Origin of the sequence: Mycobacterium sp. 1165196.3 (genome assembly GCF_001673415.1) — a bacterium.
In the GTDB taxonomy this organism is placed as follows: domain Bacteria; phylum Actinomycetota; class Actinomycetes; order Mycobacteriales; family Mycobacteriaceae; genus Mycobacterium; species Mycobacterium europaeum_A.
On record NZ_LZLU01000119.1, the window covers coordinates 1 to 25,745 of the forward strand.

A 25,745-nucleotide genomic window follows, 5' to 3' on the forward strand; every position below is an offset into this window, starting at 1 on the left:
TTCCGCCATCCGATCCCGCGCGCGGGCCAAGGCCCGGTGACCCTGCTCGGCGACGCCGCGCACACGATGCCGCCCACCCTGGCTCAGGGCACCAACCAGGCGTTGCTCGACACCATGGTGCTGTGCGGGGCACTGGCGGGCGTGCGTCGTGCGACAAACGTTCGCGGCGAAGACGTTTCGCGTGCGTTGCGGTCCTACGAGAAGACCCGGCGACGGCGGGTCATGGCCGTGTCGTGGGCGGCGTCGTTGCCGGTGTCGCACGGTGAGCGCGTGCTCAGACCGGCCGCCCTGATCTCGGACCGGCTGCAGACCTCGGCGCTGACGACGTTTCTGCGCTTGACGAGCCATCGCCGGATGTCCGCTCAAATCAGCCGAAACTTGGGGGTAGTGGCGAAGATCCCGTCGAGCCCGTGAACGAACCGGACGAATCCGTAAGGGTGCGAGGCGATTTCGACTTGCCCTCGCGCTGGCTCTGGCTGTTGAAGTGGTGCGTGCTGGCCCTGCCGCACTACCCGATCCTGATCCTGCTCTACCTGGTGTATCCGCTCTCGACCGTGGCCGCGGGCGTGGTGATCCTGTGCACCGGGCGGTATCCGCGGCCGCTCTTCGAGTTCAACGTCGGGGTGCTGCGCTGGTCGTGGCGCGTGATGAACTACCGATTCCCGATGAACAGCACCGACAAGTACCCGCCGTTCACCCTTGCGTCCCGGCCCGACTACCCCGGAGACCTTACCGTCGACTACCCGGACCGGCTGAAAAACTGGGCGGTGCTGGTGAAGTGGCTGCTGGCGATCCCGCAGGTCCTGCTGTGCTGGTCGATGGAGGCGCCGCTACAGGTGCTCTGCGTCATCTCCGCGGTGGCGCTGTTGTGCACCGGAACCATCCCGCAGGGCATGTTCGATCTGCTGATGGGCATGGTGCGCTGGCGCTACCGGGTGGCGGTGTACGTGTCGTTGATGCGCGACGAATATCCGCCGTTCCGAATGGATCTGGGCGGCCGATGACGCTCCGGCAATTCCTGTTCCTGCATGTGTACCGGGTCGGCCAGCCGATTTTCGACCGGTTGTTCTACCACCGGTATCGGCGGGCCGCCCTGAGCAACGCGACCGGCCGGCTGTTGATGCTCGGCCTGGGGCCGGGAACCGACCTGAAGTTTCTGCCCGCGGCGGTGACGTCGGTCGCCGCGGTGGAACCCGAGGCGACGTTTCGGCGGATGGCCAGGCGGCTCGCGCAACGCCGTGGCATCGCGGTGGACATCGTCGAGGGCGTCGGTGAAGCGATTCCCTTCCCGGACAACGCTTTCGATTCCGTGCATATTGGGCTGGTGTTGTGCTCGGTCAACGACGTGGCCGCGACCCTGCGCGAGATCCGGCGGGTCCTCGTCCCCGGGGGCCGGCTCGTCGTCCTCGAGCACGTGCGCGGAGACGGTGCGACGGGCCGGTTCCAGGACCTGATCGCCCGGCCCTGGTCGTGGCTGGCGGGCGGTTGCGAGCCGAACCGGCGAACCCGCGACGCGATCGCCGCGGCCGGATTCGACACCACCGCGCTGCGCAGCGTTCCGCGAACGCCGGTGCCCTTCCCGTGCAAACCCCATCTGCAGGGATTCGCCATCCTCACTCGACGCTGACCGCCTCGATGATGGACAGGTGCGCCGCACGCCGTGCCGGTGGCACCGAGCCGAGCAGGCTGATCGCGAGCGCACCGAGAGTGAAGGCCAGCGCGAGCGGGCTCAGCCGAAAGCCGACCTCGAAGTTCATGATGTCCCGGCTGATGCGGCTGAACAGCCACTGGTCGGTCAGTCCGAGGGCAAGCCCCAAAACGCCGCCCACCACACCGATTCCGGCCGCCTCGGCCAGGACCATCCGCAAGGTGAATCGCCGACTGGAACCCATTGCCCGCAGCACGCCGATCTCGCGGCGGCGTTCGATCACCGACAGCGTCAACGTGTTGAGCAGTGCGACCGCGGCCACCGTCACGACGATGATCCACACCGCGTTGGCGATGAACATGCTCTGATGCAGGGGGGCCTGCAGCCCCGCCAGCGCCGCGGCACCGTCGTACACGTGGTTCGGCGCGGGCACCGCCGCGCGGACCGCGGCCACCAGGCGTTGCCGGTTCACCTTCGGCGCGGCGACGACCTGCAGCGTCGTCGCCGCCGGGCGATCGAACCACGCCCGCAGGTGATCCAGGTCGATCCCGACCGTGCCGATGACCGTCGAGAAGAACGGCACCAGGGCCAGCACGGTCGCCTCCCGTGCGCCGTGCGGCGTTTGCAGCCGCAGGGGCTCACCGGCCCGCAGGTGCAGGATCGCGCCCAGATTCTGGGTGAGCACCACGCCCCGGCCGGCGAGCACCTCGGAGCGCACTCGTTCGTCGAGCGCTCCGAACAGCGCATCGTTGCTGCCGGTGGCGAACCCGTCGAGCAGCACCCGGGTGCCGCCGACGACGGCGAATCCGAAGGCGCCCTCGGTCACTCGCGCCACCCCCGGAAGCGCGGCGATCTTGCCGGAAAGGCCTTGTGGCAGAGCGTCGGTGGGGTAACTGTCCGGGGGATCTGCGCTCACCCAGACGTCGGTGTCGGCGACCGGCGCGAAGATGCTACGGGCCGACCGGATCATGTCGGCGTTCGTACCGGTGATCACGACGGTGGTGAGGACCCCGATGAGCACGGTCATCACCGTCGCCCACACGCGCCGCGGCGCGCGTTGGATCGTCGCCGCCGCGAGCGCTCCGAACGATCCGAACGTGCGCGCCGTCGCCGCCGCGGCGTTGACGATGGGCCTGGTGAGCGCGAAGCCCAGGGCGATCTGCGCGCCCAACAGGGCGGCCATCGCGACGACGGCGTAGCTGCCGCGCTGGCCGGTGACGAGCACCGCAGCCACCGCGATCACCGCAACGGCGCCGACCCCGCAGGCGACGCGCAACCACCGTGGCACGACGTCGGCCGCCGAGGCGCCGACCGGGGCCAGCGCCTCGATGGGCGAAACCTTGTACACCTGACGCGCCGCCATCGCCGAGGCCGCCACGCTGGTGAGCACCGTCACCGCGAGCGCCAGCGGTAGCGCATAGCCGGGCAACCAGTACTCGACGCGGGCTTCGAGCCCTTGCGTCACCGCCGGGGGCAACCGGCGAATCGCGATGTGGGCCGCCACAATTCCCAACGCGGACCCGACGGCCCCGCCGATCAGGCCGAGAACCGCGGCCTCCGCGAGCATGTCGCCGACGATGGCGACGCGCCGGCCGCCGATGGCGCGCAGCATCGAGATGACCGGCCGGCGCTGGGTGATCGCCATCGTCATCGTGGTGTAGATCAAAAACGCGCCGACCACCAACGCCACCGCGGCGCCCAGCAGGGCCATGTAGTTCATCAGCTTGACCCCGTCACCGGCGCGGGCCGCCCGGAAGCTGGGGGCCGCCACGATCGCGCGACCATTCACCGCGCCGGTGACCGCGGCGCGAACGGCTCCGAGGTCGGCGCCCGGCTTGGTGGTGATCAGTATCGAGTCGAGTTGGCCGGTGCGGCCGGCGGCGTGCTGCGCCAAGGCGAGTGGGGCGAGCACGTAATGCCCGCCGTTGAGGTTCGCGTATTGCTTGCCCGCGAGCACGTCGGTCACCGTGACCGAGGCCGAACCCAGTTGGAACGCCTGGCCTTTCGCGTAGCCGACCCGCGGCCCGACCTGAACGCCGGACGGCGTCGCGGACAGCGCCTGCACGGGTCGGGACACCGCGTCTGTCAACGCCCCGCCCAGGGCGGTGGTGCTCGCATCGGCGCCCAGCAGCAGCACGGGCCCCGACGGCGTGGTCGCCGACGTTCGAATCATCGGCGCCGCGGTCGCCACGCCCGGGACCGCGGCCACCTCGGCCAGGATCGAGTCGGGGAATCCGGCGTCGGTGATGCCCGACACCTCGAGCGCCGCGACGCCCGCGATCCCGTCGGCCAGCCGGCTCACCGACCCGGTGATCGACCCGAAGATGCCGAATACCGCCACCAAATACGCTGCCGATACCGCCATTACGGAGATCGACGCGACCGTGCGGCGCCTGTGTACGGTGAGCTCGCGCAGGCTGAAGACCCGCAGCCTGCTCGCCGTGGCCGTGATCGCCGATCCGGGTTTCACCCGGCGCCCGCCAGCACGTCGGAGCCGACCCGACCGTCCTGCAGGGTGATCACCCGGTCCGTGGCCGCGGCCGCGTCGGCGTTGTGGGTCACCATCACCACCAGCCGGCCCGCAGCGTCCTCGTGCGCCACCTCGGCCAACAGCGCCAAAATGGACGCCCCCGTGGCGGAGTCCAGGTTTCCGGTGGGCTCGTCGGCGAGAATCAGCGGCGGGTTCATCATCAACGCGCGCGCCACCGCGACCCGTTGCATCTGACCGCCGGACAGTTCGGCCGGGCGGTGCCCGGTCCGGTCGCCGAGCCCGACGCGATCCAGCAGCCGGATCGCCTCCGGTTTGGCGGCGCCCAGCCGGACCCCGTCGAGCAGCTTGGGAATGGCCACGTTCTCCCACGCCGACAGCGTCGGCAACAGGTTGAAGAACTGAAAGATGAAGCCCACCCGGTGATGGCGAAACCGCGACTGCTGCTCGTCGCCGAGTCGCCCGATCTCTTCGCCGTCGAACGCGATCGTTCCCGAATCGGGGGAATCCAGGGCCCCGAGCAGGTGCAGCAGCGTGCTTTTCCCGGCCCCCGAGGGCCCGACGACCGACACGAACTGCCCGTCCGCCAGCCACAGGCTGACCTCGTCGAGCGCCCGCACCGTCTGACCGCCGACCCGGTACTCGCGCACCACGTTGCGCAGTTCGATGGTCATCTCAACACCACGATGGTGACCGGTGAACGGTTCATGGACGAGCAATGAACCGACCGAGTGCCTACCTCGTTCCTTCAGGCATGCCCGGCAGGTACCGGGTGGCCGACCACATCGTCGGGCACCTCGCGGCAATCGGAGTCGACCACCTCTTCGGTGTGGACGGCGCCAACATCGAGGACGTGTACGACGCCGCGCACTTCCGCCCCGGCATCGACGCCGTGCTGGCCAAGCACGAGTTCTCGGCGGCCACCATGGCCGACGGGTACAGCCGCAGCGGGGCCGGGCTGGGCGTGGTGGCCGCGACCTCGGGTGGCGCAGCGCTGAACCTGGTTGCCGGGCTGGGCGAGTCGCTGGCCAGCCGGGTGCCGGTGCTGGCGTTGGTCGGCCAGCCCGCCGCCGCGATGGACGGTCAGGGCAGCTTCCAGGACACCAGTGGCGTCAACGGGTCGCCGAACGCCGAGGCGTTGTTCTCGGCGGTGTCGCTGTTCTGCCGCCGGCTGCGTACGCCCGCCGACATCGGCGGGCTGCTGCCCCGGGCGATCGCCGCGGCACGTTGCGGCGGCCCGGCGGTTCTGTTGCTGCCCAAGGATATTCAGCAGGCGACCCTGGACTGCGCGCAGAATGGGCGGCCGGTCGAGGGCCCGCGTCCCATCGGCAATCCGGACTCGATCGCCGAAATGCTGCGCGGCGCCAGCGGCCCGGTGACCATCATCGTCGGCGAGCAGGTCGCCCGCGACGACGCCCGCGCCGAGCTCGAAGCCCTGCGGGCGGTGCTGCGGGCGCGGGTGGCCACCGTGCCCGACGCCAAAGACGTCGCCGGCACACCCGGCCTCGGATCGTCGTCCGCGCTCGGGGTGACCGGCGTCATGGGCCACCCGGGCGTGGCTGAAGCGGTGGCCGGCAGCGCCGTGTGCCTGGTCGTGGGCACGCGCCTGTCGGTCACCGCGCGCACCGGGCTGGACGACGCTCTGGCGGCGGTGCCGACGGTCTCGCTCGGGTCGGCGCCGCCCTATGTGGCATGCCCGCACGTGCACACCGACGACCTGCGCGGCTCGCTGCGCATGCTGACCCAGGCGCTGTCCGGTCCGGGACGGCCCGCCAAGGTGCGGGTGCCGGGCCCGCTGCGGCCCACCGAGCTGACGCCGCCGCCCTGCGCGGGGCCGGGCCTGCGGTACCGCGACGCCATGGCGGTGCTGGACCGCGTCCTGCCCGACGGGGCCGACATCGTGGTCGACGCCGGCAACACCGGCGCCGCCGCGATTCACTACCTGCCGGCACGCCGCGGCGGCAGGTTCGCCGTCGCGCTCGGCATGGGCGGCATGGGCTACAGCTTCGGGGCCGGGATCGGAATGTCGTTCGGCCGCAACAACAGTGGCCGGCCCGGCGGCCATACCGTCGTGATCGCCGGTGACGGCGCATTCTTCATGCACGGCATGGAAGTGCACACCGCCGTGCAATATCGATTACCGATGACCTTCGTCCTGTTCAACAACAACGCGCACGCCATGTGCGTGACCCGTGAGCAGTTGTTCTATGACGACCTGTACAGCTACAACCGTTTTCGTCCCAGCCGGCTGGGGGCCGGGCTGGCGGCGATGTTCCCGGGCTTGACGTCGGTGGACGTCAACGACGTCGATGGATTCGCGGTGGCCATGGGCGCCGCGCTCGGCATCGACGGTCCGGCGGTGGTCAGCGTCGAGTGCGACGCCGACGAGATCCCGCCGTTTGCGCCGTTTCTCGCGGCTACGCACGTCAAACGCGCTGCCGCGGAGCACATTTCGCGTGTTAAGGAGAACCAGACCAATGTCGCCGCCAGCGCTTGAGGATATCCCCGACCTGATCGATGGCGTCACCCGCATCGAAACCAGCCCCAGGGAGAAGGCCACGCCGATCATCATGGACATGATGCGGTCGGTATACCCGCACGATGAGGTCTTCGGACAGTATTGCACCGTCAACGATTACATCGACTGCCCACCCGACGAGCTGTACGAGTACATGGCCGACACCCGCAGTCTGGAGGAGTGGACCTACAGCCTGCGCGGCTTCACACCCACGGACGAACCCGGGCTGTGGCTGGCCCACGACCGGCTGGGCTCGGAAACCAAGATCTACACCCGCACCGTCGCCAACGCGCAGGCCCGGACCGTGGATTACCACTGCGCCTGGGACCAGGGCAAGCACCTGTGGATGATCTACCTGATGCGCGTCGTCGACGCGGCGACGGTCCTCGACAAGCCGGGATCGGTTGTGCTGTGGACGAATTGCCACCACCCATTCTATGATCACAACCCGTATCCCGAGACCGCGCCCGCCCAGCGCCCGGTGTGGGTCGGCGACTTCTGGGACATGTTCGGCGCCGGCCATCTGCTGGAGCTGCGCAACCTCAAGGCGATCGCCGAGTACCGCCACCGCAACGGGCTGCCGGTGACGCCCGTCTGGATGAGGTGAGCGGGCCATGGGTGGCCCAAGCGTCAGCCTGATCGACGTCTCCACGTACCTGCCGGGTGAGCCGATCCCCGCCCACTATTACGCGCAATTCGCCGAATCCGACGACCTGCGCGACAATGTGATGTTCCGCGCGCCGAAGTTCCGCCATCACGTCGCCGCGGACGAGAGTTCCATCGACATGATCGAACGCGCCGCCCAGGGCCTGATCGACCGGCACGGCCACGACGCCGTCGCAGGCGCCGACGTGCTGATCACCCACACCCAGGTGCCCGACATGGCGTTCTACGGCCAGGGCGGTGGTATCGCGCACCGGCTGGGCATGCGACCGTCCTGGGTGCTCGACCTGAACAACGGCGGCTGCGCCGCATTCGTGTTGGCGCTCAACGTGGCTCGCAAACTGCTGGCCGCGGGCGAAGGGCACACCGCGCTGATCGCGATCGCGCAAAACGCGGCCGGCCAGTTCTTCGATCAGCCGACGATTCGCCGCAAGGCGCAGTCCGCGGTGCCCGGCGACGGCGCCGCGGTGGGGCTGGTCACGGTGGGCGGCCACTCACCCATCCTGGACATCGAGTGCCGCACCTACGGCGAGTACGCGGGCGAAATGACGCTGTCCTACGACCCGCCCCGCAAGTGGTGGCAGGCCGGTCCCGGCGAGGGCAGCATCGGTTTCACCGAAAGCAAGATCACCAAGGTGCTGGCCCGCGGCAACCGGCAGGTCCCCGAGGTGGCGCTGGCGGTGTGCGATCGAATCGGCTTGGCCGCCAAGGACATCGACCTGCTGGTCACCAACCAGCCCAATCGGGCGTTCCTGCGCAACTGGCGTGACGCGCTCGAGGTGCCGAAATCAAGACACCGTGACACGTTCGACGAGTGCGGCAACCTGTTCGGCGCCGGCATCCCGATCAACCTGGACCGCGCCGTCTCCGGTGGTCAGCTCGCGGCCGGGGACGTGGTGATGATGGCGGCGTTCGCGCATGCCGGCGACTTCGCCGGCGCGGCCGCGGTGCGCTGGGGTGGTCGAGGCTGATGCACGCGGTGCCGGGCCTGATGGACGGCGAGATCCGCGAAGCGCTGCCCAACGCGGTGGATCCGTTTGCCTTGTCGCTCAACGAGAATCCGTTTCCCCCGCTACCGGCGGTCCGTGCCGCGCTGATCCGGTCCGTTCGCGCGGCGAACCGGTATCCGGAGTTCCTGCCGGAACGGCTGCGCGACGTGATCGCCGCGCACATCGGTGTGCCCGCCGACCGGGTGGTGCTGGGTGCGGGGGCGACCGGCGTCGTGCTGCAGGCGCTGCGCGCGCTGACGTCGCCGGGTGACACGATGGCGATGGCATCGCCGACGTTCGACGGCTATCCGATCGTCGCGCAGATGGCGCGGCTCAATCCGTCACTCGTGCCGCTGGACGAGCGCGGTCACAACGACCTCGACGCGCTGGCCGACGCGGCCGCGCTGGCCCGCGTGGTGGTGGTGTGCCGGCCGCACAACCCGACCGGCACCATCGAGCCCAGGGCCGCCGTTTTCCGGTTTCTCCGCCGGGTGCCGCGCGACACCGTGGTGCTGCTCGACGAGGCCTATATCGAGTTCACCGCCGTCGAGCACCGTTTCGACGTGGCGGCGTTGGTCGCGCGTTTCCCCAACGTGGTGGTGGTGCGGACGTTCTCCAAGGCCTACGGGCTGGCGGGGCTGCGGATCGGCTACGGGGTGGCGTCGACGGAGCTGGCCCGGATGCTGTGGTCCCAGCAGCTGCCGTTCGGCATCGCGATCACCAGCTTGCTCGCGGTCGCGGCGTCCTATCACGCGGAAGACGAACTGCTGCGCCGGATCCGGTTGATCACCGCCGAACGCCGCCATCTGCGGAGCCGCCTGAGCGCGATGGGGATCCACACCACCGACGCGCACGCGAATTTCATGTATCTGCCGTCCGGCGGCGGGCGGTATCGGTCGTGGCGTGAGGTTTTCGGCGACAGCGGGCCGCGGGTGCGGTATTACGCGGACGGTGGCGCGCGGATCACCGTGGGCAGCCGAGCGTCGACGACGGCGGTGCTCTCGGCGTTGGGAAAGGCCACACCCGGGCGCCAAGTGCGGTAAGAAGGGGCGTGGCGCAATCACAACCGGAAAAGCGTGATCCGATCGCCGCGGCGCGGGCCAACTGGGAGCGCGCCGGGTGGGGCGACGTGGCACCGGGCATGGTGGCGGTGACCTCGGTGATGCGCGCGCACCAGATCCTGCTGGCGCGGGTCGAGACGGCGCTGCGCCCCTACGACCTGAGCTTCTCCCGGTATGAACTGCTGCGGCTGTTGGCATTCAGCCGGACCGGGGCGCTGCCCATCACCAAGGCCTCCGACCGGTTGCAGGTCCACGTCACCAGCGTGACCCACGCGATCCGTCGGCTGGAGGCCGACGGGCTGGTGCAACGGGTGCCGCACCCCACCGACGGGCGCACCACGCTGGTGGCGATCACCGACCTGGGCCGCTCCACGGTCGAGGACGCCACCGTCACCCTCAACAAGCAGGTGTTCGCCGACATCGGGATGACCGACACGGAATCGCAGAACCTGGCGGCGTGCATTGAAACGTTGCGGCGCAACGCCGGTGACTTCTGAGCCCGGCGGTTCTCAGCTGCCGCGCAGCATCTCGATGACCGCGCTGAAGTCCTTTTCGGCGTGGTCGGCGGCGAATTTCGCATAGATCTCGGCGGCGTGGGTACCCAGCGGCGCCGCCGCACCGCTGGACGACACCGCGTCCATCGCCAGGCCCAGGTCCTTGTTCATCAACGCGGTGGCGAAGCCCGGCTTGAAGTCGTTGTTGGCCGGCGACGTCGGAACCGGCCCCGGCACCGGGCAATTGGTGTGCACGGCCCAGCAGTTGCCGGTCGCCCCGGTGATGACGTCGAACAGGGACTGCGCGGACAGCCCGAGCTTCTCGGCCAGGATGAACGCCTCGCCGATCGCGATCTGCTGGACCGCCAGCACCATGTTGTTGCACACCTTGGCGGCCTGGCCGGCCCCGGCCGCGCCGCAGTGAATGATCTTGCCCGCCATGGGTTCCAGCACCGGTCGCGCGCGCTGCAGCGCGGCGTCGTCGCCGCCCACCATGAAGGCCAGCGTGCCGGCGACGGCACCCTTCACCCCGCCGGAGACGGGCGCGTCGAGCTGCGCGACGCCGTTGGATTCCGCCAGCGCATGCACCTCGCGGGCATCGTTGACCGAGATCGTCGAGCTGTCGATGAACAGAGCGCCGGGTCGAGCGGCCGGCAGGATCTCCGCGTAACAGCGTTTGACCAGCTCCCCGTTGGGCAGCATGGTGATGACGACGTCCGACCCGGCCACCGCGTCGGTGGCGCTGCCGAACCCGGTGACGCCGGCCTCCGTCGCCGCGGACAGCGCGGCGGGCACCGGATCGAAGCCGCGCACCGCGTGTTTGGCCGCAACGAGATTCGTCGCCATCGGCCCACCCATGTGGCCCAGGCCCAGGAAGGCCACCGTCAGGTGTTCGGTCATCTGAAAGACCCTTCTATGCGGTTGCGCGGACCCGTGCGGCTTCGGCCCGGCCGATGACCACCCGCATGATCTCGTTGGTCCCTTCCAGGATTCGGTGCACCCGCAGGTCGCGCACGATCTTTTCCAGACCATACTCGCGCAGGTAGCCGTAGCCGCCGTGTAGCTGCAGGGCTTTGTCGGCGACCTCGAAGCAGGTGTCGGTGACGTAGCGCTTGGCCATCGCGCACAGCTCGACCTTGTCGGGATCGTCCTCGTCCAGCGCATTGGCCGCCCGCCACAACATCATTCGCGATGTCTCGAGGCCGGTGGCCATGTCGGCCAGGGTGAACCTGATGGTCGGCTCGTCGAGCAGGGACGACCCGAACGCTTGGCGATCGCGGACATAGGCCCCGGCCTTGTCGGCGGCGGCCTGGGCGCCGCCGAGCGAACACGCGGCGATGTTGAGCCGACCGCCGTTGAGCCCGTTCATCGCGATGCCGAACCCGGCGCCCTCGCCGTCGGCGCCGCCCAGCATCGCCTCGGCCGGCACCCGGACGCCTTCCAGGATCACCTGGGCGGTGGGCTGGGCGTGCCAGCCCATCTTCTCCTCGAGTGAGCCGAAACTCAGCCCCGCAGTGCCCTTTTCGATCACGAAGGCCGAGATGCCGCGCGGGCCGTCGCTGCCGGTCCTGGCCATCACCACGTAGACGTCCGAGGCGCCCGCGCCCGAGATGAACTGCTTGACGCCGTCCAGCACATAGTCGCCACCCTGTTTGACGGCGCGGGTGCTCAGCGCGCTGGCGTCGGACCCGGCGCCGGGCTCGGTGAGGCAATAACTGGCGATGACGTCCATCGACGCCAGCCGCGGAACCCAATCCTTGCGCTGCTCGGCGGTGCCGAAGGTGTCGATCATCCACGCGCACATGTTGTGAATGGACAGGAACGCGGCGGTGGTCGGGTCGGCGATGGCCAGCTGCTCGAAGATGCGGACCCCGTCGAGGCGGCGCAGTCCGCTGCCACCGACATCGTCACGACAGTAGATCGCCGCCATGCCGAGTTCGGCGGATTCGCGCAGCACGTCGACCGGAAAATGTTTGGCCGCATCCCATTCCAGGGCGTGCGGGGCGAGGCGCTTGGCGGCGAACGCGGCGGCCGTCTCGGTGATCACCCGTTCGTCGTCGTTGAGGGTAAAAGAAGCCATGAGAAACAGCCGGCCTAATCCATTGTGGGAATGACGAACTCGGCGCCGTCCTTGATGCCGGACGGCCACCGCGACGTCACGGTCTTGGTCTTGGTGTAGAACATGATCGACGAGGGGCCGTGCTGGTTGAGGTCGCCGAAACCGGACCGCTTCCAACCGCCGAAGGTGTGGTAGGCCACCGGCACCGGGATCGGCACGTTGACCCCGACCATGCCGACCTGCACGCGCGAGACGAAGTCGCGGGCGGCGTCGCCGTCGCGGGTGAACACCGCCACGCCGTTGCCGTATTCGTGCTCCGACGGCAGCCGCAGCGCCTCTTCGTAATCGTGCGCGCGCACGATGCACAGCACGGGCCCGAAGATCTCGTCGGTGTAGATCGACATGTCGGGGGTGACGTGGTCGAACAGGGTGGGACCGATGAAGAAGCCGCCCTCGAGGTTGGCGTCGCCGAACGTCAGGTCGTCGCTGGCGCGGTCGCGGCCGTCGATCACCAGCTCGGCACCCGCGTCGACCCCCTGGGCGATGTAGTCGCGCACCCGTGCCACGGCCGCTTCGGTCACCAGCGGTCCGTAGTCGGCCTTGGGGTCCAGGCTGTGGCCCACGCGCAGGTTGTTGATCCGCTCGATGAGCCGGGCGCGCAGCCGGTCGGCGGTCTTGTCCCCGACCGGGACCGCGACGCTGATCGCCATGCACCGCTCGCCGGCGCTGCCGTAGCCGGCGCCGATCAGGGCGTCGACGGCCTGGTCCAGGTCGGCGTCGGGCATCACGATCATGTGATTCTTGGCGCCGCCGAAGCACTGTGAGCGCTTGCCGGTGGCCGCGGCCCCGGCGTAGATGTACTGGGCGATATCGGAGCTGCCGACGAACCCGACGGCCTGGATGTCGGGGTGGTTCAGGATGGCGTCGACGGCCTCCTTGTCGCCGTGCACGACCTGGAACACGCCCGGGGGCAGGCCCGCTTCCAGAAAGAGCTCGGCCAGCCGAACCGGCACCGACGGGTCGCGCTCGCTGGGCTTGAGCACGAACGCGTTGCCGCAGGCCAGCGCCGGGCCGGCCTTCCACAGCGGAATCATCGCCGGGAAGTTGAACGGGGTGATGCCGGCGACCACGCCCAGCGGCTGGCGCAGCGAGTAGACGTCGATGCCGGGCCCGGCGCCCTCGCTGTACTCGCCCTTGAGCAGGTGGGGGATGCCGATGCAGAACTCGATGACCTCGATGCCGCGCTGGATGTCGCCCTTGGCGTCGGCCAGCGTCTTGCCGTGCTCGCGCGACAGCAGCTCGGCCAGCTCGTCGTTGTGGGCGTTGACCAGCTCGATGAAGCGCATCATGACACGCGCGCGCCGCTGCGGATTGGTTGCGGCCCAACCCTTTTGGGCCTCGACGGCCGAGGCGACCGCGGCATCGATGTCGGCCTGGCCGGCCATCGGCACCGTGGCCTGGACGCTCCCGGTGCTCGGGTCGAAGACGTCAGCGCTGCGGCCGGACCGGCCGGCGGTGCGCTGCCCATCGATGAAGTGCGGAATCTGTGTGGTCATGGGGCCCTCGGGTGTGGTTGAGCGCTTAAGCGGATACTTGGATATCCTAGTAACCCGGTTCGGGCCTTGGCAAGGTGGTCGCCGGTCTAGCCTGAGGGCGGTATGCGCACCATCGAGGCCGACTACCTGGTGGTCGGGGCGGGCGCCATGGGCATGGCGTTCATCGACACGCTGGTCTCCGAGACGGAGGCCCGCGTGGTGGTGGTGGACCGCCAGCACGCGCCCGGTGGGCACTGGACCATGGCCTACCCGTTCGTGCGGTTGCATCAGCCCTCGGCCTTCTACGGCGTCAACTCGTCGCGGCTCGGCAGTGACACCATCGACCAAGTGGGTTGGAACCACGGGCTTTACGAGTTGGCGACCGCCGGCGAAATCTGCGCCTACTACGACCGCATCATGCGCCGCGAGTGGTTGCCGACCGGGCGGGTCAGCTACTTTCCGATGAGCGAATACCTCGGCCAATACGGTGGGCAAGGCCGGTTCCGCACGCTGGCCGGCGCCGATTACACCGTCGACGTGACGCGCCGCGTCGTCGACGCCACCTACATGCGGGTCACGGTCCCGGCGATGCGCCGCCCCCCGTACCAGGTCGCCGACGGCGTCGCGTGCGTCGCGCCCAACGACCTGCCCCGGCTCGGCGGGTACGAGCGCTACGTCGTCGTCGGGGCCGGCAAGACCGGAATCGACACCTGCCTGTGGCTGCTCGGTCACGGGATCGAACCGGACCGGCTGACCTGGATCGTGCCCCGCGATTCCTGGCTGCTGGACCGCGAAACCATGCAGCCCGGCTCGCTGTTCGCCGACAAGCTCAAGGCCAGCTTCACCGCCCAACTGCGCGCGATCAACGACGCCGCCTCGGCGCGGGATCTGTTCGCGCGTCTCGAAGACGCCGGCGTGCTGTTGCGGATCGATCCGGCGATCCGGCCCGCCATGTATCGCTGCGCGACCGTCACCCGGCTCGAGCTCGAGCAACTGCGGCGCATCACCGACGTGGTGCGCCTGGGTCACCTCCTGCGGATCGACGCGGGCAGGCTGACGCTCGACGGCGGCACCGTGGCGGTCAGCGGCGACGAACTGTACATCGATTGCACCGCGGACGGCGCCGAAAAGCGGCCCGCTACACCGATTTTCGACATCGGGACCATCACGCTGCAAAGCGTGCGCGGCTGCCAGCAGATCTTCTCCGCGGCGCTGATCGCCCACGTCGAGGCCGCATACCGTGACGACACCGTGAAAAACGATCTCTGCGTGCCCCTGCCGCATCCGGACACCGACCTCGATTGGTTGCGGCTGGCGCTGGCCGACTACACCAATCAGTTGCGCTGGTTCGACGACCCGGAGCTGATGTCGTGGCTGTCCGCGGCGCGCCTGGACCTGTTCGGCCATCTGATCGGCCACCTGCTGCCGTCGGCGTCGGCGAAGCCGCGGGTGCGCGAGCGGATACTGAGCATCGCCAAATCCGTGTTCTCGGCCACCGCCACCAAGCTCGACCAGCTCGTGGCCGCCGAGGCCGCACTCGCTGCGCCCGTGTAACCCGAGTCGCTATTCATCGGGTGAAGGAGGCATGTGGCGGCAAGAAACGAGCCCGTCGGCCCGCGACCCCTGCGCGCGGTGCCCGAGGACGGCCATGACGCCGGCTACCCGAGCTGGGAAGCCGTGTACTCCGACAACGCGACCTGGGTGTACCGCACGCTGTTCGCGCGCGTCGGAAACCAGACCGACGCCGAGGACCTCACCGCCGAGGTGTTCCTGGCGGCGCTGCGGCCGTTGCGGCTGACCGCGAGCGTCGCCGAGGTGCGCGCGTACCTGCGGGCGACGGCCAGGACAGTGCTGGCCGCACACTGGCGCGAGACGCTGGGGCGCGAGATAACCTCGATCGAGGACATCGAACAACCAGCCGAGGGCCAGGACGCCATCAGTACCGCGCCGCAGCGGGTTGCCCGGGTTCTGGACAACCTGCCGGACCGCTACCGCCGGATTCTGGAATCGCGTTTCCTGCAGGGCCATTCGATCAAGGAGTCAGCCGCGGAACTCGGGATCAGCGTGGCCAATGCCAAGGTGCTCCAGCACCGCGCCCTGCGGCTGGCGGCCCAGGTCAACGATGGGGGCCAGCCATGAATGCGCGAGGGTTGCGACGTTATGTCGACGATCTGTTGCGGGGGCGCCGGCCCCGGCCGTTCGCGCCCGACGACTTCGAGGCGGCTCAGCTGCGCACGGCGATCGAGCTGCGCGCGGCGCGCGAGGGTGGTGACGCGCCCCGCCAGGAATTCCTGACCGACCTGCGCCGGCGCCTCGCCGAGCAAATGTCCGGTGCGCCAACGGAACCGGCGCCGGACCGTCGCAGCACGCGCCGCCAGGTGATCGTCGGTACGTCGGCCGCCGCGACGGCGGCGGTCGCCGCGGTGTCCGTCGATCGCGCCCTGATCCTCGGCCGCGGCGGCGACGGTCACGGTCCCGAAGTCGCGGCCGGGCAACTCACGCCCAACGAGGGCAGCTGGCAGCGCGTGGCGGCCAGCTCTGATGTGCCCGACGGCGTCATGCACGCCTTCGACCTCGGCTCGGTGACCGGATTCGTCCGCCGGGTCGCGGGCGAAGTCCTGGCCGTCTCGGGAGTGTGCACGCATCAGGGTTGCAAGCTGTGGTTCGACGCACCCGGCGACACGCTGCGCTGCCCGTGCCACACCACGTCGTTTTCGCCCACCGGCCAGGTGATCGCCCATCAATTGCCGATAGCGCCAAAGCCCTTGCCGGCATTGATGGTTCGCGAGGCCAACGGCGGCATCGAGGTGTTCGCCCCGCCGCGTGCCGAGCGGCCGGCCTGAGCGGTGTAACCCGCCGCCATATCTCTGGGCATGGATGTCCCCATGCTTCGAAGATGTTTGGCGATCGTGCCGGCCGCGGGTGTGTTGGCATTGGCCGGTTGCTCCCAGTCCCGGCCGGTGGCGAACACCGCGGCGCCCACGACCGAGGTGTCGATCACCGCGCCGGCGGCTCCCGTGCGCGGCAATGAGGTCACCATCGACGGCTTCGCGTTCCAACCCGCCTCGTTGACCGTCACCGCCGGGACCACCGTCACGTGGACCAATCGCGACGAAGAACCCCACACGGTGGCCGCAAGCGACGGCTCGTTTCACTCACCCGGCATGGGCACCGGGGCGACCTTCACCCACACCTTCGCCGCCGCAGGGACTTTCGACTACGTCTGCTCGATCCATCCGATGATGCGCGGCACCGTGGTGGTGACGGGATGAGTGAGCATGCGAACGGCATGACCCGCCGCCAGCTCATCCGGCACACGGCCTGGTTCGGGGCGGCGGTCGGGTTCGCGGTGGCCGGCGGTGAGGTCATCTCGCATGCCGCCGGCGACGCCAAGGCTGCGCACGCGGCGGGACGGCCCACCCTGCGATTCGCCCAGATCAGCGACAGCCACCTCGGTTTCACCGGAGCACCCAACCCGGATGTCACCTCGACGTTCGGCCACGCGATCGATCAGGTCAACAACCTCGGATACACACCGGATTTCGTCATCCACACCGGCGACCTCACCCACCTGTCCAGCCCGGAACAGTTCGACCAGGTGAAGCAGATGATGAGCGGCCTCAAGACGCCGCACGTGCTGACCGTGCCCGGGGAGCACGACTCGATCGACGACGCGGGGCAGAAGTACCGAAACGCGTTCGGCGCCGGCTCGATCGGCGACGGGTGGTACAGCCTCGACATCGCCGGCGTGCACCTGATCGCGCTGGTCAATACCCTGAACCTGCACAAGCTCGGCCACCTGGGCGCCGATCAGCTGGAGTTCGTCAAGAAGGACGTCGCCCGCCTGTCCAGCGATACCCCCATCATCGTGTTCAGCCACATCCCGCTGTTCGCCATGTACCCGCAATGGGGCTGGGGCACCGACGACGCGACCCAGGCGCTGAGCTACCTGCGCCGCTTCGCGTCCGTCACCTGCCTCAACGGCCATGTCCACCAACTGTTTTCCAAGACCGAAGACAACGTGACCTTCTACAGCGCAACCACCACCGCGTACCCACTGCCGCGACCGGGTGACGGGCCGGCGCCCAAGCCGGTCACGCTGCCCGCCGGCAAGCTGCGCGACGCGCTGGGCATCCGCGAGGTCAGCTACACCAGGGGAGAGACCGCCTTGGCCTTGAAGGAGCGGACGCTGCAATGAGTTTGGCGAACATCCTGGTGCGGCTCGGCCTCGCCGTGTCGCTGGCCGTCGCCGCCGCCAGCCACGCCTATCTCTATGTCCATGGCTACCACCACATTCCGATGATCGGCGCGGCATTCCTGGCGCAGGCCAGCGTGTCGTTCGCGCTCGCGCTGCTGATCCTGATCGGCGGGCCGGCCTGGCTGCGCTGGGCGGGCGCCGCGGTGGCGGGCGGCTCGCTGGTCGCGTTCGTCATGTCGCGCACCGTCGGGCTCTCCGGCTTCTTTGAGCGCGGCTGGGACCCGGCGCCGTACGCGGCCGTCAGCGTGACGGCCGAGGTGATCACGCTGGTGCTGTGTGTGACGGGCGTTCTAGGGGCTAGGCGGGACCCGTACCAAATTGATCGTCCTGTCAACGCCTAACAGTAGTCGCAACCAGCTCGTGTGCCGCCGTTGTCAGCCCCAACTGTATAGGCACTCGCTACGTGGTCGGAGGCGTCCGCGACCTAGTCGGAACGGACTGCTCCTAACGTTCCGCAGCTTGCCCGGTCGGTGTCCGCGTCGGCCACGCTATCGGGTTCAGACTCGCGTAGGGGCTCGGTGGACCACTTTCGTAGCAGGCGTGATTTCAACGCCATTGCGCGCTTTTCCACCAGGAACCAGCTCATAGCGGCTAGCGGCAGGGTGCCGACAGTTGAGAACACAAAGAAAAACATGGGATTGAGATCGGTGAGCCCGCAGACCGCAAGCAGCTGCTGGGTCGGAAAGGCATAGATGTACATCCCATATGACAGATCGGTACGCAAATTCAAGCGCTTCTTCTTGGTCAGCGCACCGGAAACGATAACGATGTAGGCCAACGGGATAGCGCCGACTACGCGGTAGTCGGGCAGCATGCTGGCCACCGAGACTATGATCACGCTCACCCCCACCAGCGACCAACGAGCAGGAACCACCTCCCGGAATTGAAAGAGGAGCGCTCCGGCAGCGAACATGATGGCACAGCGGGCAATGAGCTGGGGGACCGTCCATGCCTGGAAAAGTGTGAGGGGCGGCAACATCGCAGCTGCGAACACGCCCACTGCCAGTATCGTTGGCGAAACCCACCGCCGATTCGCGAGTCCGGCGATGCCGATCACCGCCACGGCCAGGTAGCACAGCACCTCGTATATGAGAGACCACAGAGAGCCATTCCAGTCGCCTGCTCTAGGGATCCCTCGTGGAGTTCCGCCGACATCCCAGTGCAGGTAGGCGATAGCACTGTTTTTCAATACGTACTCAATAGGTCCGGTGGACCATAGGAGCTTCGCCGCCGAACCCCCCTGAAGTAGCACACTGATCGGCGCCAAGATGAACGCTGTTACGGCAAGGCAAACGTAGAACCCGGGAAGGATGCGGAGGGCTCGAGCAACCAGATAGTCACGCGCTCGTGGGTGGCTGAGCCAACTGGCGGTAATGAGGAAACCAGAGATCGCGAAGAAACCGTCGACTCCGACCGACATAAGAAGCTGACGGGTTGGCTCGGGCGGTACACGGCCCGTGTTCTGAAAAGAGTGTAGGAATATTACCTCGATCGCCAGTGCTAACCGAATTGCATTTAGTGCATTATTTCGTGGATCAAATGAATGCACGAGTTTCATCTGCTATCGCCTGTCGTTCGGCCCTGCGCTGTCGGCGCCATCGTATAGGGAGTCAGCTGGTAGGTGTTGGTCTTTGCGGCTTTCAAGCATGGTCAGGTGCAATAGAGCCGGCGCGCGGCCAGGCGCTGAAACGCTGCCGGACCGGCGACGGCTAGGTGATGCCTCGCACCTCTGGAGCTGACAGGTTAACGGGCGGATCCACCATAGTGGCTTCGCGCTCGGGTTCAGGTACGGACAGGGCCTGGGTGGACCACTTGCGCAGGAGGCGGGATTTCAGCGACATCGCGCGCTTTTCCACCACGAACCAGCTGATCGCGGCTAACGGAAGGGTGGCGACGGTTGAGACAACGTAGAACAACAGCGGGTTCAGGTCGGCAAACCCGCCGATGGCCAGCAACTGTTGAACCGGGAACGCGTAGATGTACATGCCGAACGACAGGTCGGTACGCAGATTCCAGCGGGTGCCGCGGGTCAGCGCACCGGAAACGATGACGATGTAGGCCAGCGGAACGGCGGCGATCACCCGGTAATCCGGCAGTAGTCCGGCCGCGAAGACGATGACTAGGCTCACCCCTACCAGTGACCATCGAGCCGGGATGATGTCCTTGAACTGATACAAGAGTGCTCCGGCCGCGAACGTAATCGCAGATCGCACAACGAGTTGGGGGATCGTCCACGTCTCGGAGAAACTCAGTGGCGGTAGCAGCATCGCCGCGACAACGGCCACTGTCAGTATCGCCGGGGAAACCCACCGCCGGTTAGCGAGCCCGGCTGTGCCGATGACGGCCACGGCCAGGTAGCACATCACCTCCCAGATGAGGGACCAGAGTGATCCGTTCCATGCGCCCGATACGGGAATGCCGCTCGGTGTCCCGCCGACGTCCAAATGGACATAGGCCACGGCACTGTTTTCGAGGACATATTCGAACGGCGCGGCCGACATCAGCAGCTTGCCTGCCGAACCGCCCTGGATCGCCACACCAAGCGGGGCAATGACGAACGCAGTTACGACGAGACAGACGTAGAACCCCGGGAGGATACGAAGAGCCCGGGCAACCAGGTAGTCGCGGACTCGTGGGCGGCTGAGCCAACTTGACGTGATGAGAAATCCTGAGGCCGCGAAAAACCCGTCGACGCCTACCGAGACCATCAGCTGACTGGTGGCCAAGCCCGTCATATGACCCGTGATCACGAAGGAGTGGAAGAGTATTACTTGTGCGGCTAGTGCTAACCGGATTGCATTAAGTGCATTATTTCGAGGGTCGAATACTTGCCCGAGTGTCATCTGCTCTCGCTGTCAGATCGGCCCCCGAACTGTCGGCGCAGATACTACCGGCCTGCCCCGATAGGGAAAAAGGAGCCCTCGGTTTACACGACCCAACGGATGGCGCCATTTGGGCTCGTGAAAGGGCGGCTGCGGTTATTGACGCGATAGACGCAGCTTTATCGCAAACGGCTGGGCATCGAAGTTAGCCTGCTGTCTTTCCGGCGCAGCGGCGGACAGCTTTGACGCGCGCGGCTATTTGTTTCGCAGACTCCTGATAAAGGCCTGCGTGTCCGCCCAAGTAGGAAGCAGATCGGAGGAACGAACTTCGGCGAAGCTGGGGGCGGCAGCATCGCGCGCGGACAAGGTGGGTGCGGCACCGTTGACCAGCGGCCACTCGATCGCCAGCGCCGGATCCGTCGGACAGATCGTGTGCTCGCGTTGTGGATTGTATTCTGCCGAGCACAGGTACATTACGGTCGAATTGTCTTGTAGGGCAAGGAACCCATGGGCCAGGCCTTCGGAGATATAGATTGTCTTATGGTCGGAATCGTCGAGCAGGACGGAATCCCACTGGCCGAACGTCGGCGACCCCAAACGGATGTCCACGACGACATCAAAAACTGAACCCTTGACGCAAGTCACGTATTTGGCCTGACTTGGTGGCAACTGGGCGAAGTGCATGCCACGCAGCACACCGGCCGATGATATCGAGCAGTTGGCTTGGCGGAGATCGAAGCGGTGGCCGGCGAAGGCGGTGAAATCGTGGTCCGTGAGCCACTCGAACAACTGTCCGCGAGAGTCGCCATGCACGGTAGGGGTGATCTCCCAGGTTCCGGGGATTTTCAGTTCGCGAACTTTCACGCTACTGCCCACGCTCTTCGTAGCGGGCTTCCGAGGCGTCTTTCAACGGACGCCACCACGATTCGTTCGCGCGATACCAGTCAATGGTGGCACGCAGACCCTCCTCGAAGTCGGTATGCTTTGGCGCCCAACATAATTCGTCGTACAGCGTCGACGGGTCGATGGCGTAACGCAGATCGTGGCCGACGCGATCGGTGACGTGGTCGAAGTCGTCGGGCTCGCGGCCCATCATCTGCAGCAGCGTGCGCAGCACGGTCAGGTTGTCGCGCTCGCCTTCGGAGCTGATCAGGTAGGTGCGCCCGATCTCGCCGGAGTCCAGGATGCGGCGGACCGCGCTGTTGTGGTCGTCGACGTGGATCCAGTCGCGGACGTTGGCCCCGGTGCCGTACAGCTTGGGCCGCCGGCCGGTGAGGACGTTGGTGATCTGGCGCGGGATGAACTTCTCCACGTGCTGATACGGCCCGTAGTTGTTGGAGCAGTTGGAGATCGTCGCGCGCACGCCGTAGGAGCGCACCCACGCCCGCACCAGCATGTCGGCGGCGGCCTTGGTCGCCGAATACGGGCTGGACGGGTTGTAGGGCGTCGCCTCGGTGAATCGCTGGGGGTCGTCGAGCTCCAGGTCGCCGTAGACCTCGTCGGTCGAGATGTGGTGCAGCCGCACGCCGTAACGCCGCACGGCCTCGAGAATGGTGAAGGTGCCGACGACGTTCGTGTGCAAGAACGGCTCGGGGCCCTCCAGCGCGTTGTCGACGTGGCTCTCCGCGGCGAAGTGCACCACCGCGTCGGATTCGGCGACCAACCGCGACACCAGCTCGGCATCGGTGATGTCGCCGACAACCAGCTCGATGGAGTCCTCGACGTCGGCCAGCGACTCACGCCGACCCGCATAGGTCAGGGCGTCGAGCACCGTGACGGAATCCTCGGGGTGTTCGCGGACCGTGCTGTGCACGAAGTTGGCGCCGATGAATCCAGCGCCGCCGGTGACCAGTAACCGCATGCCCAAACCCTAACCGAGCCGATCGGTCAGTTTGCGCCAGTCAGCCCCAGAGCTCCGGCCAATTCGCTCAGCGCAGGTAGCAGCGCTTCCTCATCGTGGGCGCCGAGCACCTGGATCGCCACGTGGTCGGCGCCGGCCTGCAGGTGTTCGCCCAGCCGCGCCGCGATGTCGTCGGGCGTGCCGTAGGCGACCACCGCGTCGATCAGCCTGTCGCTGCCGGGTTTGCGCACGTCGGCCTCGGTGAACCCCAGCCGCAGCCAGTTGTTCACGTAGTTGCTCAGGCCCAGGTAGAACTCGACCGTCTGGCGCCCGATCGCGCGCGCCCGCTCCGCGTCGGTGGTGAGCACCACCTTGTGTTCGGGCGCCAAATACACTGCCCCGCCGAGCAAGTCGCGCGCCTTCGCCGTGTGTTCGGGCGTCGTCAGGTAGGGATGGGCACCGGCGCTGCGCTGCGCCGCGAGCCGCAACACCCGCGGGCCCAGCGCGGCGAGCACCCGCCGGCTGGTCGGCACCAGGGCGGCATCGAGTTCGTCGAGGTAGGAGACCAGGGCGTCGTACGGCTTGACGTATTCCTCGGTGTGTTCGGGGTGGCCCACCCCGACGCCCAGCAAAAACCTTCCCGGGTGCGCGCTTTCGATCCGCCGGAAGGACTCCGCGACGGCCCCGGCGGGCGCCGTCCAGATGTTGACGATCCCGGTGGCCAGTTGCAGCGACGTCGTCGCCGCCAGGGCCGGCTCGGCCCAGGACAGCTCGGCGTCCGGTGAGCCACCGATCCAGGCGGCGCCGTACCCCAGCGATTCGATGCCCGCCGCCAAATCCGCGGAGATGGATCGGGTGGGCAGCCACACGCCGAACCGGCCGAGTTCGGGCTTGAGTGAAACTCCCTCGGTCATCTGGGCTCCCCCTACGGTCTCAGGACTGCTTCAACCCCAGTGGCCCCGCCAGTTCGGCCAGCGCCGAGACCAGGTTTTCATCCTTTGTCAGGACCTGCACGGGGACGTGATCGGCGCCGGCGTCGAGGTGCTCGTTCAGCCGCGCCGCGATCTGGTCCACGGTGCCATACGCCACCACCGCGTCCACCAGGCGGTCGCTGCCGGGCCGGGTGACCTCGTCCTCGGTGAAACCCAGCCGCTTCCAGTTGTTTCGGTAGTTGGCGAGGTTGAAATAGATGTCGAGCGCCTTGCGGCCGACGGCCCGCGCCTTCTCGGCGTCGGTGGTCAGCACGACCTTGTGCTCGGGCGCCAGGAAGGCCGACGGCCCGATCAGCTCGCGGGCCCGCGCGGTGTGTTCGGGGGTGGTCAGGTAGGGGTGCGCGCCGGCCGAGCGCTCCGCGGACAGCTTGAGCACGCGCGGGCCCAGCGCCGCCACCACCCGGCGGTGGGCGGGCACGCCGTAGTCGTCGAGCTGCTTGAGGTAGTCGGACAGCGCGTCGTAGGGCTTGCGGTACTCGGTGTGCGCCTCGGGATGCCCGACGCCGATGCCCAGCAGGAACCGGCCGGGGTAGGCCGCCTCGATGCGGTGGAAGGATTCGGCCACGGGCCCCGCGGCCGCGGTCCAGATGTTGACGATGCCGGTGCCCACCTGCAACGTCGTGGTCGCTTCCAGGAGGGGTTCGACCCAGGCCAGCTCGGCGGGGGGTGAACCGCCGACCCACACGGCGCCGTAGCCCAGCGCCTCGATGTCCCTGGCCTGCTCGGGGGTGACGCCGCGTCCGAACGATCCGAACCGGCCGAGATTGGGTTTGCTCGCAGCATCGGTCATGGTTGTTCCCAACCCGCGCCCCGCGAAAGCTATTCCGAAACGGCCAGATCCTCGTCGGCATCGTCGAGATCGGTGGCCGCGACGTCGGCGGCGGGCGCCGTGAGCGGGAGCAGCACGATGAACCGGGTGTCCCCGGGCACCGACTCCACCCGCAGGTCGCCGCGATGCTTCTTCACCACGATGTTGAACGCCAGGTCCAGGCCCAGCCCGGTGCCCTCGCCGAAGGGTTTGGTGGTGAAGAACGGCTCGAAGATGTGTTCGCGGATGTCCTCGGGTATGCCCGGGCCGGTGTCGCAGATTTCGATGCGGGCCAGGTTGTCGCCTTCGGCGCAGGTGCGGATGGTCAGGGTGCCACCCGTGTCGCGCATGGCGGCGATCGCGTTGTCGATGATGTTGGTCCACACCTGATTGAGATCGCCTGGGTAACAAGGGATTTCGGGAAGGGTCTGGTCGAAGTCCTTGACGACGGTGATCGCCTTCGCGTGCTTGCCGCCGTCCTTGCCGCCGTCCTTGGTCAACCGGTCGGCGAACATCACCAGGGTGCTGCGCAGCAGGTCGTGCACGTTGGTCACCTGAAACGGAGCGCGATCCATCTGCGAATACTGCTTGGCGTCGGCGACCAGCGCCGAAATCCGTTTGCTGGCTTCCAGAATCTGATTCATCAGCAGCTCGCTCTCGATGGTGTAGTTGATCCAACGGATCGCCTGCTCCAGCGATGTCGATGCGAGTTCCTCGGTGACCGCGGAGATCCGCTCCAGCCAATCGGTGTCGATGCCGCCCTCGACGAACGTCGGGGCGATGTCCCAACCGCCGTCGATGCCGTGCTCTTCCAGCCAGTCGCCGACGGCGTCCTCCCGGTCGGAGGTCTCGAGCGCGGTCAAATGCTGCCCCGATCCTGGAGCAGCGGACTTGGCGACCTGCTCGGCGACCCGCTCCTGCAGCCGCACCAGGGCGCTGAGCGCCTCGGGGGTGATGGTCCCGTCGGCCAGCATCGCCAGCTTGTGGCGCATGTTGGCCACCCGTTCGCGCAGATCCGCCGCGGACCTCGAGATCGCCGCCGCGGGGTTGTTCAGCTGGTGCGTCAGCCCGGCCGACAACCGGCCCAGCGCCAGCAGCTTCTCTCGGTTGTCGATGATCCGGCGGGTCCGGTCGGTGCCGACGGCGATGCCGTCGAGCAGATGCACCGCCATCGGGAACTGGTCCCGCATGAACTGGGCGAACACCGGCGCGTCCATCACGAAGAAGCGCGACGGCTTGGTCACGTGTACCGAGGCGTCGTAGCTCTTCTGCTTGCCGCCGGTGAACGCCCGCCACGCCCCGCAATACACGCCGCGCTGCGAGGTGCGGTTGGTCTCGATGTCCTGGCCGCCGGAGAGCTTGCTCATGGTGAGCTCCCCGTCGATCAAGACGTAGAAGCAGGTCGCCGGCTCGCCCTCGACGCAGATCGGACCGGGTTCGTAGTGCTGAATGTGGCCGTTGGCGCACAGCACCGCGAGCTGCTCGTCGGTGAGCGCCTCGAACAGGAACAGGCTGCGCAGCTCGTCGGGCTGACAGGGCACCTTGGTCGATTCGGAGCCGGTCATACCCC

26 protein-coding genes are annotated in these 25,745 nt (G+C 67.8%); 14 read left to right on the forward strand and 12 right to left on the reverse strand.

Translation table 11 applies throughout. The features are described from left to right. The 3 genes from A5659_RS12870 to A5659_RS12880 all read left to right on the forward strand — a co-directional run. On the forward strand, nucleotides 1-414 hold a 414-nt coding region (locus A5659_RS12870), incomplete at its 5' end, for an NAD(P)/FAD-dependent oxidoreductase (RefSeq protein ID WP_197497995.1). Between the two features lie 23 nt (nucleotides 415-437). Then, nucleotides 438-1,004 (forward strand): DUF4389 domain-containing protein, encoded by a 567-nt coding sequence (locus A5659_RS12875; RefSeq protein ID WP_066882268.1) that lies wholly within the window; start codon nucleotides 438-440, stop codon nucleotides 1,002-1,004. Then, nucleotides 1,001-1,627 (forward strand): class I SAM-dependent methyltransferase, encoded by a 627-nt coding sequence (locus A5659_RS12880; RefSeq protein WP_067181561.1) that lies wholly within the window; start codon nucleotides 1,001-1,003, stop codon nucleotides 1,625-1,627. Before A5659_RS12875 ends, A5659_RS12880 begins: the two co-directional genes overlap by 4 nt. Here the strand turns inward: A5659_RS12880 and A5659_RS12885 are convergent. Continuing rightward, nucleotides 1,614-4,118 carry an ABC transporter permease gene (locus A5659_RS12885; RefSeq protein WP_067181565.1) on the reverse strand — a complete coding sequence of 835 codons (2,505 nt, stop codon included), beginning with the start codon at nucleotides 4,116-4,118 and terminating at the stop codon, nucleotides 1,614-1,616. The two genes, A5659_RS12880 and A5659_RS12885, sit on opposite strands and share 14 nt — an antisense overlap. After that, on the reverse strand, nucleotides 4,115-4,810 hold the full coding sequence (locus tag A5659_RS12890) for an ABC transporter ATP-binding protein (RefSeq protein ID WP_066860475.1): 696 nt from the start codon (nucleotides 4,808-4,810) through the stop codon (nucleotides 4,115-4,117). The genes A5659_RS12885 and A5659_RS12890 overlap by 4 nt, the downstream gene beginning before the upstream one ends. 80 nt (nucleotides 4,811-4,890) lie before the next feature. On the opposite strand from A5659_RS12890, the gene A5659_RS12895 reads away from it, so the two are divergent. Genes A5659_RS12895 through A5659_RS12915 form a run of 5 tightly spaced genes read left to right on the forward strand, consistent with a single transcriptional unit; the run spans nucleotide 4,891 to nucleotide 9,864 of the window. Further along, complete coding sequence (locus A5659_RS12895; RefSeq protein ID WP_231997822.1) at nucleotides 4,891-6,633, forward strand: thiamine pyrophosphate-binding protein; 1,743 nt, start codon at nucleotides 4,891-4,893, stop codon at nucleotides 6,631-6,633. Continuing rightward, nucleotides 6,614-7,261, forward strand: coding sequence for a hypothetical protein (locus tag A5659_RS12900; protein ID WP_066882261.1), 648 nt, complete (start codon nucleotides 6,614-6,616; stop codon nucleotides 7,259-7,261). Before A5659_RS12895 ends, A5659_RS12900 begins: the two co-directional genes overlap by 20 nt. 7 nt (nucleotides 7,262-7,268) lie before the next feature. Then, a complete protein-coding gene (locus A5659_RS12905; RefSeq protein ID WP_067181572.1) occupies nucleotides 7,269-8,288 on the forward strand; it encodes a 3-oxoacyl-ACP synthase III family protein in 1,020 nt (339 codons plus the stop codon). Then, nucleotides 8,288-9,349 (forward strand): histidinol-phosphate transaminase, encoded by a 1,062-nt coding sequence (locus tag A5659_RS12910; RefSeq protein ID WP_067181575.1) that lies wholly within the window; start codon nucleotides 8,288-8,290, stop codon nucleotides 9,347-9,349. Before A5659_RS12905 ends, A5659_RS12910 begins: the two co-directional genes overlap by 1 nt. An 8-nt stretch (nucleotides 9,350-9,357) precedes the next feature. Beyond that, the gene (locus tag A5659_RS12915; RefSeq protein ID WP_066860458.1) at nucleotides 9,358-9,864 is read left to right on the forward strand and encodes a MarR family winged helix-turn-helix transcriptional regulator; all 507 of its coding nucleotides are present in this window, start codon (nucleotides 9,358-9,360) and stop codon (nucleotides 9,862-9,864) included. A 12-nt stretch (nucleotides 9,865-9,876) separates the two neighbouring features. Here the strand turns inward: A5659_RS12915 and mmsB are convergent, their stop codons facing one another. The 3 genes from mmsB to A5659_RS12930 are packed head-to-tail and all read right to left on the reverse strand — an operon-like array spanning nucleotide 9,877 to nucleotide 13,476. Next, complete coding sequence (gene mmsB, locus A5659_RS12920) at nucleotides 9,877-10,761, reverse strand: 3-hydroxyisobutyrate dehydrogenase (RefSeq protein WP_067181578.1); 885 nt, start codon at nucleotides 10,759-10,761, stop codon at nucleotides 9,877-9,879. 13 nt (nucleotides 10,762-10,774) lie between these two features. Next, nucleotides 10,775-11,941: an acyl-CoA dehydrogenase family protein gene (locus A5659_RS12925; RefSeq protein ID WP_066860451.1), complete on the reverse strand. Its 1,167-nt coding sequence runs from the start codon at nucleotides 11,939-11,941 to the stop codon at nucleotides 10,775-10,777. Between the two features lie 14 nt (nucleotides 11,942-11,955). Continuing rightward, nucleotides 11,956-13,476 (reverse strand): CoA-acylating methylmalonate-semialdehyde dehydrogenase, encoded by a 1,521-nt coding sequence (locus A5659_RS12930; protein WP_066860448.1) that lies wholly within the window; start codon nucleotides 13,474-13,476, stop codon nucleotides 11,956-11,958. Nucleotides 13,477-13,578: 102 nt separating this feature from the next. Here A5659_RS12930 and A5659_RS12935 point away from each other — a divergent pair, with 102 nt between their 5' ends. The 6 genes from A5659_RS12935 to A5659_RS27735 are packed head-to-tail and all read left to right on the forward strand — an operon-like array spanning nucleotide 13,579 to nucleotide 18,054. After that, on the forward strand, nucleotides 13,579-15,009 hold the full coding sequence (locus tag A5659_RS12935; protein ID WP_067023166.1) for an NAD(P)-binding protein: 1,431 nt from the start codon (nucleotides 13,579-13,581) through the stop codon (nucleotides 15,007-15,009). Between the two features lie 33 nt (nucleotides 15,010-15,042). Continuing rightward, on the forward strand, nucleotides 15,043-15,594 hold the full coding sequence (locus A5659_RS12940; protein WP_067023164.1) for an RNA polymerase sigma factor: 552 nt from the start codon (nucleotides 15,043-15,045) through the stop codon (nucleotides 15,592-15,594). Next, complete coding sequence (locus A5659_RS12945; RefSeq protein ID WP_067181581.1) at nucleotides 15,591-16,298, forward strand: Rieske (2Fe-2S) protein; 708 nt, start codon at nucleotides 15,591-15,593, stop codon at nucleotides 16,296-16,298. Before A5659_RS12940 ends, A5659_RS12945 begins: the two co-directional genes overlap by 4 nt. 42 nt (nucleotides 16,299-16,340) lie before the next feature. Further along, entirely contained in the window at nucleotides 16,341-16,727 is a 387-nt protein-coding gene (locus A5659_RS12950; protein ID WP_156749176.1) for a cupredoxin family copper-binding protein, read from the forward strand. Further along, nucleotides 16,724-17,653: a metallophosphoesterase gene (locus tag A5659_RS12955; RefSeq protein WP_067181585.1), complete on the forward strand. Its 930-nt coding sequence runs from the start codon at nucleotides 16,724-16,726 to the stop codon at nucleotides 17,651-17,653. Before A5659_RS12950 ends, A5659_RS12955 begins: the two co-directional genes overlap by 4 nt. Beyond that, on the forward strand, nucleotides 17,650-18,054 hold the full coding sequence (locus A5659_RS27735) for a hypothetical protein (protein WP_067181587.1): 405 nt from the start codon (nucleotides 17,650-17,652) through the stop codon (nucleotides 18,052-18,054). The genes A5659_RS12955 and A5659_RS27735 overlap by 4 nt, the downstream gene beginning before the upstream one ends. A gap of 83 nt (nucleotides 18,055-18,137) precedes the next feature. On the opposite strand, the gene A5659_RS12965 is transcribed toward A5659_RS27735, so the two are convergent. The 7 genes from A5659_RS12965 to A5659_RS12995 form a co-directional block, all read right to left on the reverse strand. Then, the gene (locus A5659_RS12965; RefSeq protein WP_067181590.1) at nucleotides 18,138-19,271 is read right to left on the reverse strand and encodes an acyltransferase; all 1,134 of its coding nucleotides are present in this window, start codon (nucleotides 19,269-19,271) and stop codon (nucleotides 18,138-18,140) included. A gap of 151 nt (nucleotides 19,272-19,422) precedes the next feature. Further along, nucleotides 19,423-20,556, reverse strand: coding sequence for an acyltransferase (locus A5659_RS12970; protein ID WP_067181593.1), 1,134 nt, complete (start codon nucleotides 20,554-20,556; stop codon nucleotides 19,423-19,425). 234 nt (nucleotides 20,557-20,790) lie between these two features. Next, nucleotides 20,791-21,399, reverse strand: coding sequence for a dTDP-4-dehydrorhamnose 3,5-epimerase (gene rfbC, locus A5659_RS12975; RefSeq protein ID WP_067181597.1), 609 nt, complete (start codon nucleotides 21,397-21,399; stop codon nucleotides 20,791-20,793). A 1-nt stretch (nucleotide 21,400) separates the two neighbouring features. Continuing rightward, complete coding sequence (gene rfbB, locus A5659_RS12980) at nucleotides 21,401-22,396, reverse strand: dTDP-glucose 4,6-dehydratase (RefSeq protein WP_066866257.1); 996 nt, start codon at nucleotides 22,394-22,396, stop codon at nucleotides 21,401-21,403. Between the two features lie 26 nt (nucleotides 22,397-22,422). Further along, complete coding sequence (locus tag A5659_RS12985; protein WP_066866259.1) at nucleotides 22,423-23,289, reverse strand: LLM class F420-dependent oxidoreductase; 867 nt, start codon at nucleotides 23,287-23,289, stop codon at nucleotides 22,423-22,425. A gap of 19 nt (nucleotides 23,290-23,308) precedes the next feature. Beyond that, nucleotides 23,309-24,157, reverse strand: coding sequence for an LLM class F420-dependent oxidoreductase (locus tag A5659_RS12990; RefSeq protein ID WP_066866261.1), 849 nt, complete (start codon nucleotides 24,155-24,157; stop codon nucleotides 23,309-23,311). 29 nt (nucleotides 24,158-24,186) lie between these two features. Next, nucleotides 24,187-25,740: an ATP-binding protein gene (locus A5659_RS12995; protein ID WP_067181602.1), complete on the reverse strand. Its 1,554-nt coding sequence runs from the start codon at nucleotides 25,738-25,740 to the stop codon at nucleotides 24,187-24,189. Nucleotides 25,741-25,745 lie beyond the last annotated feature (5 nt).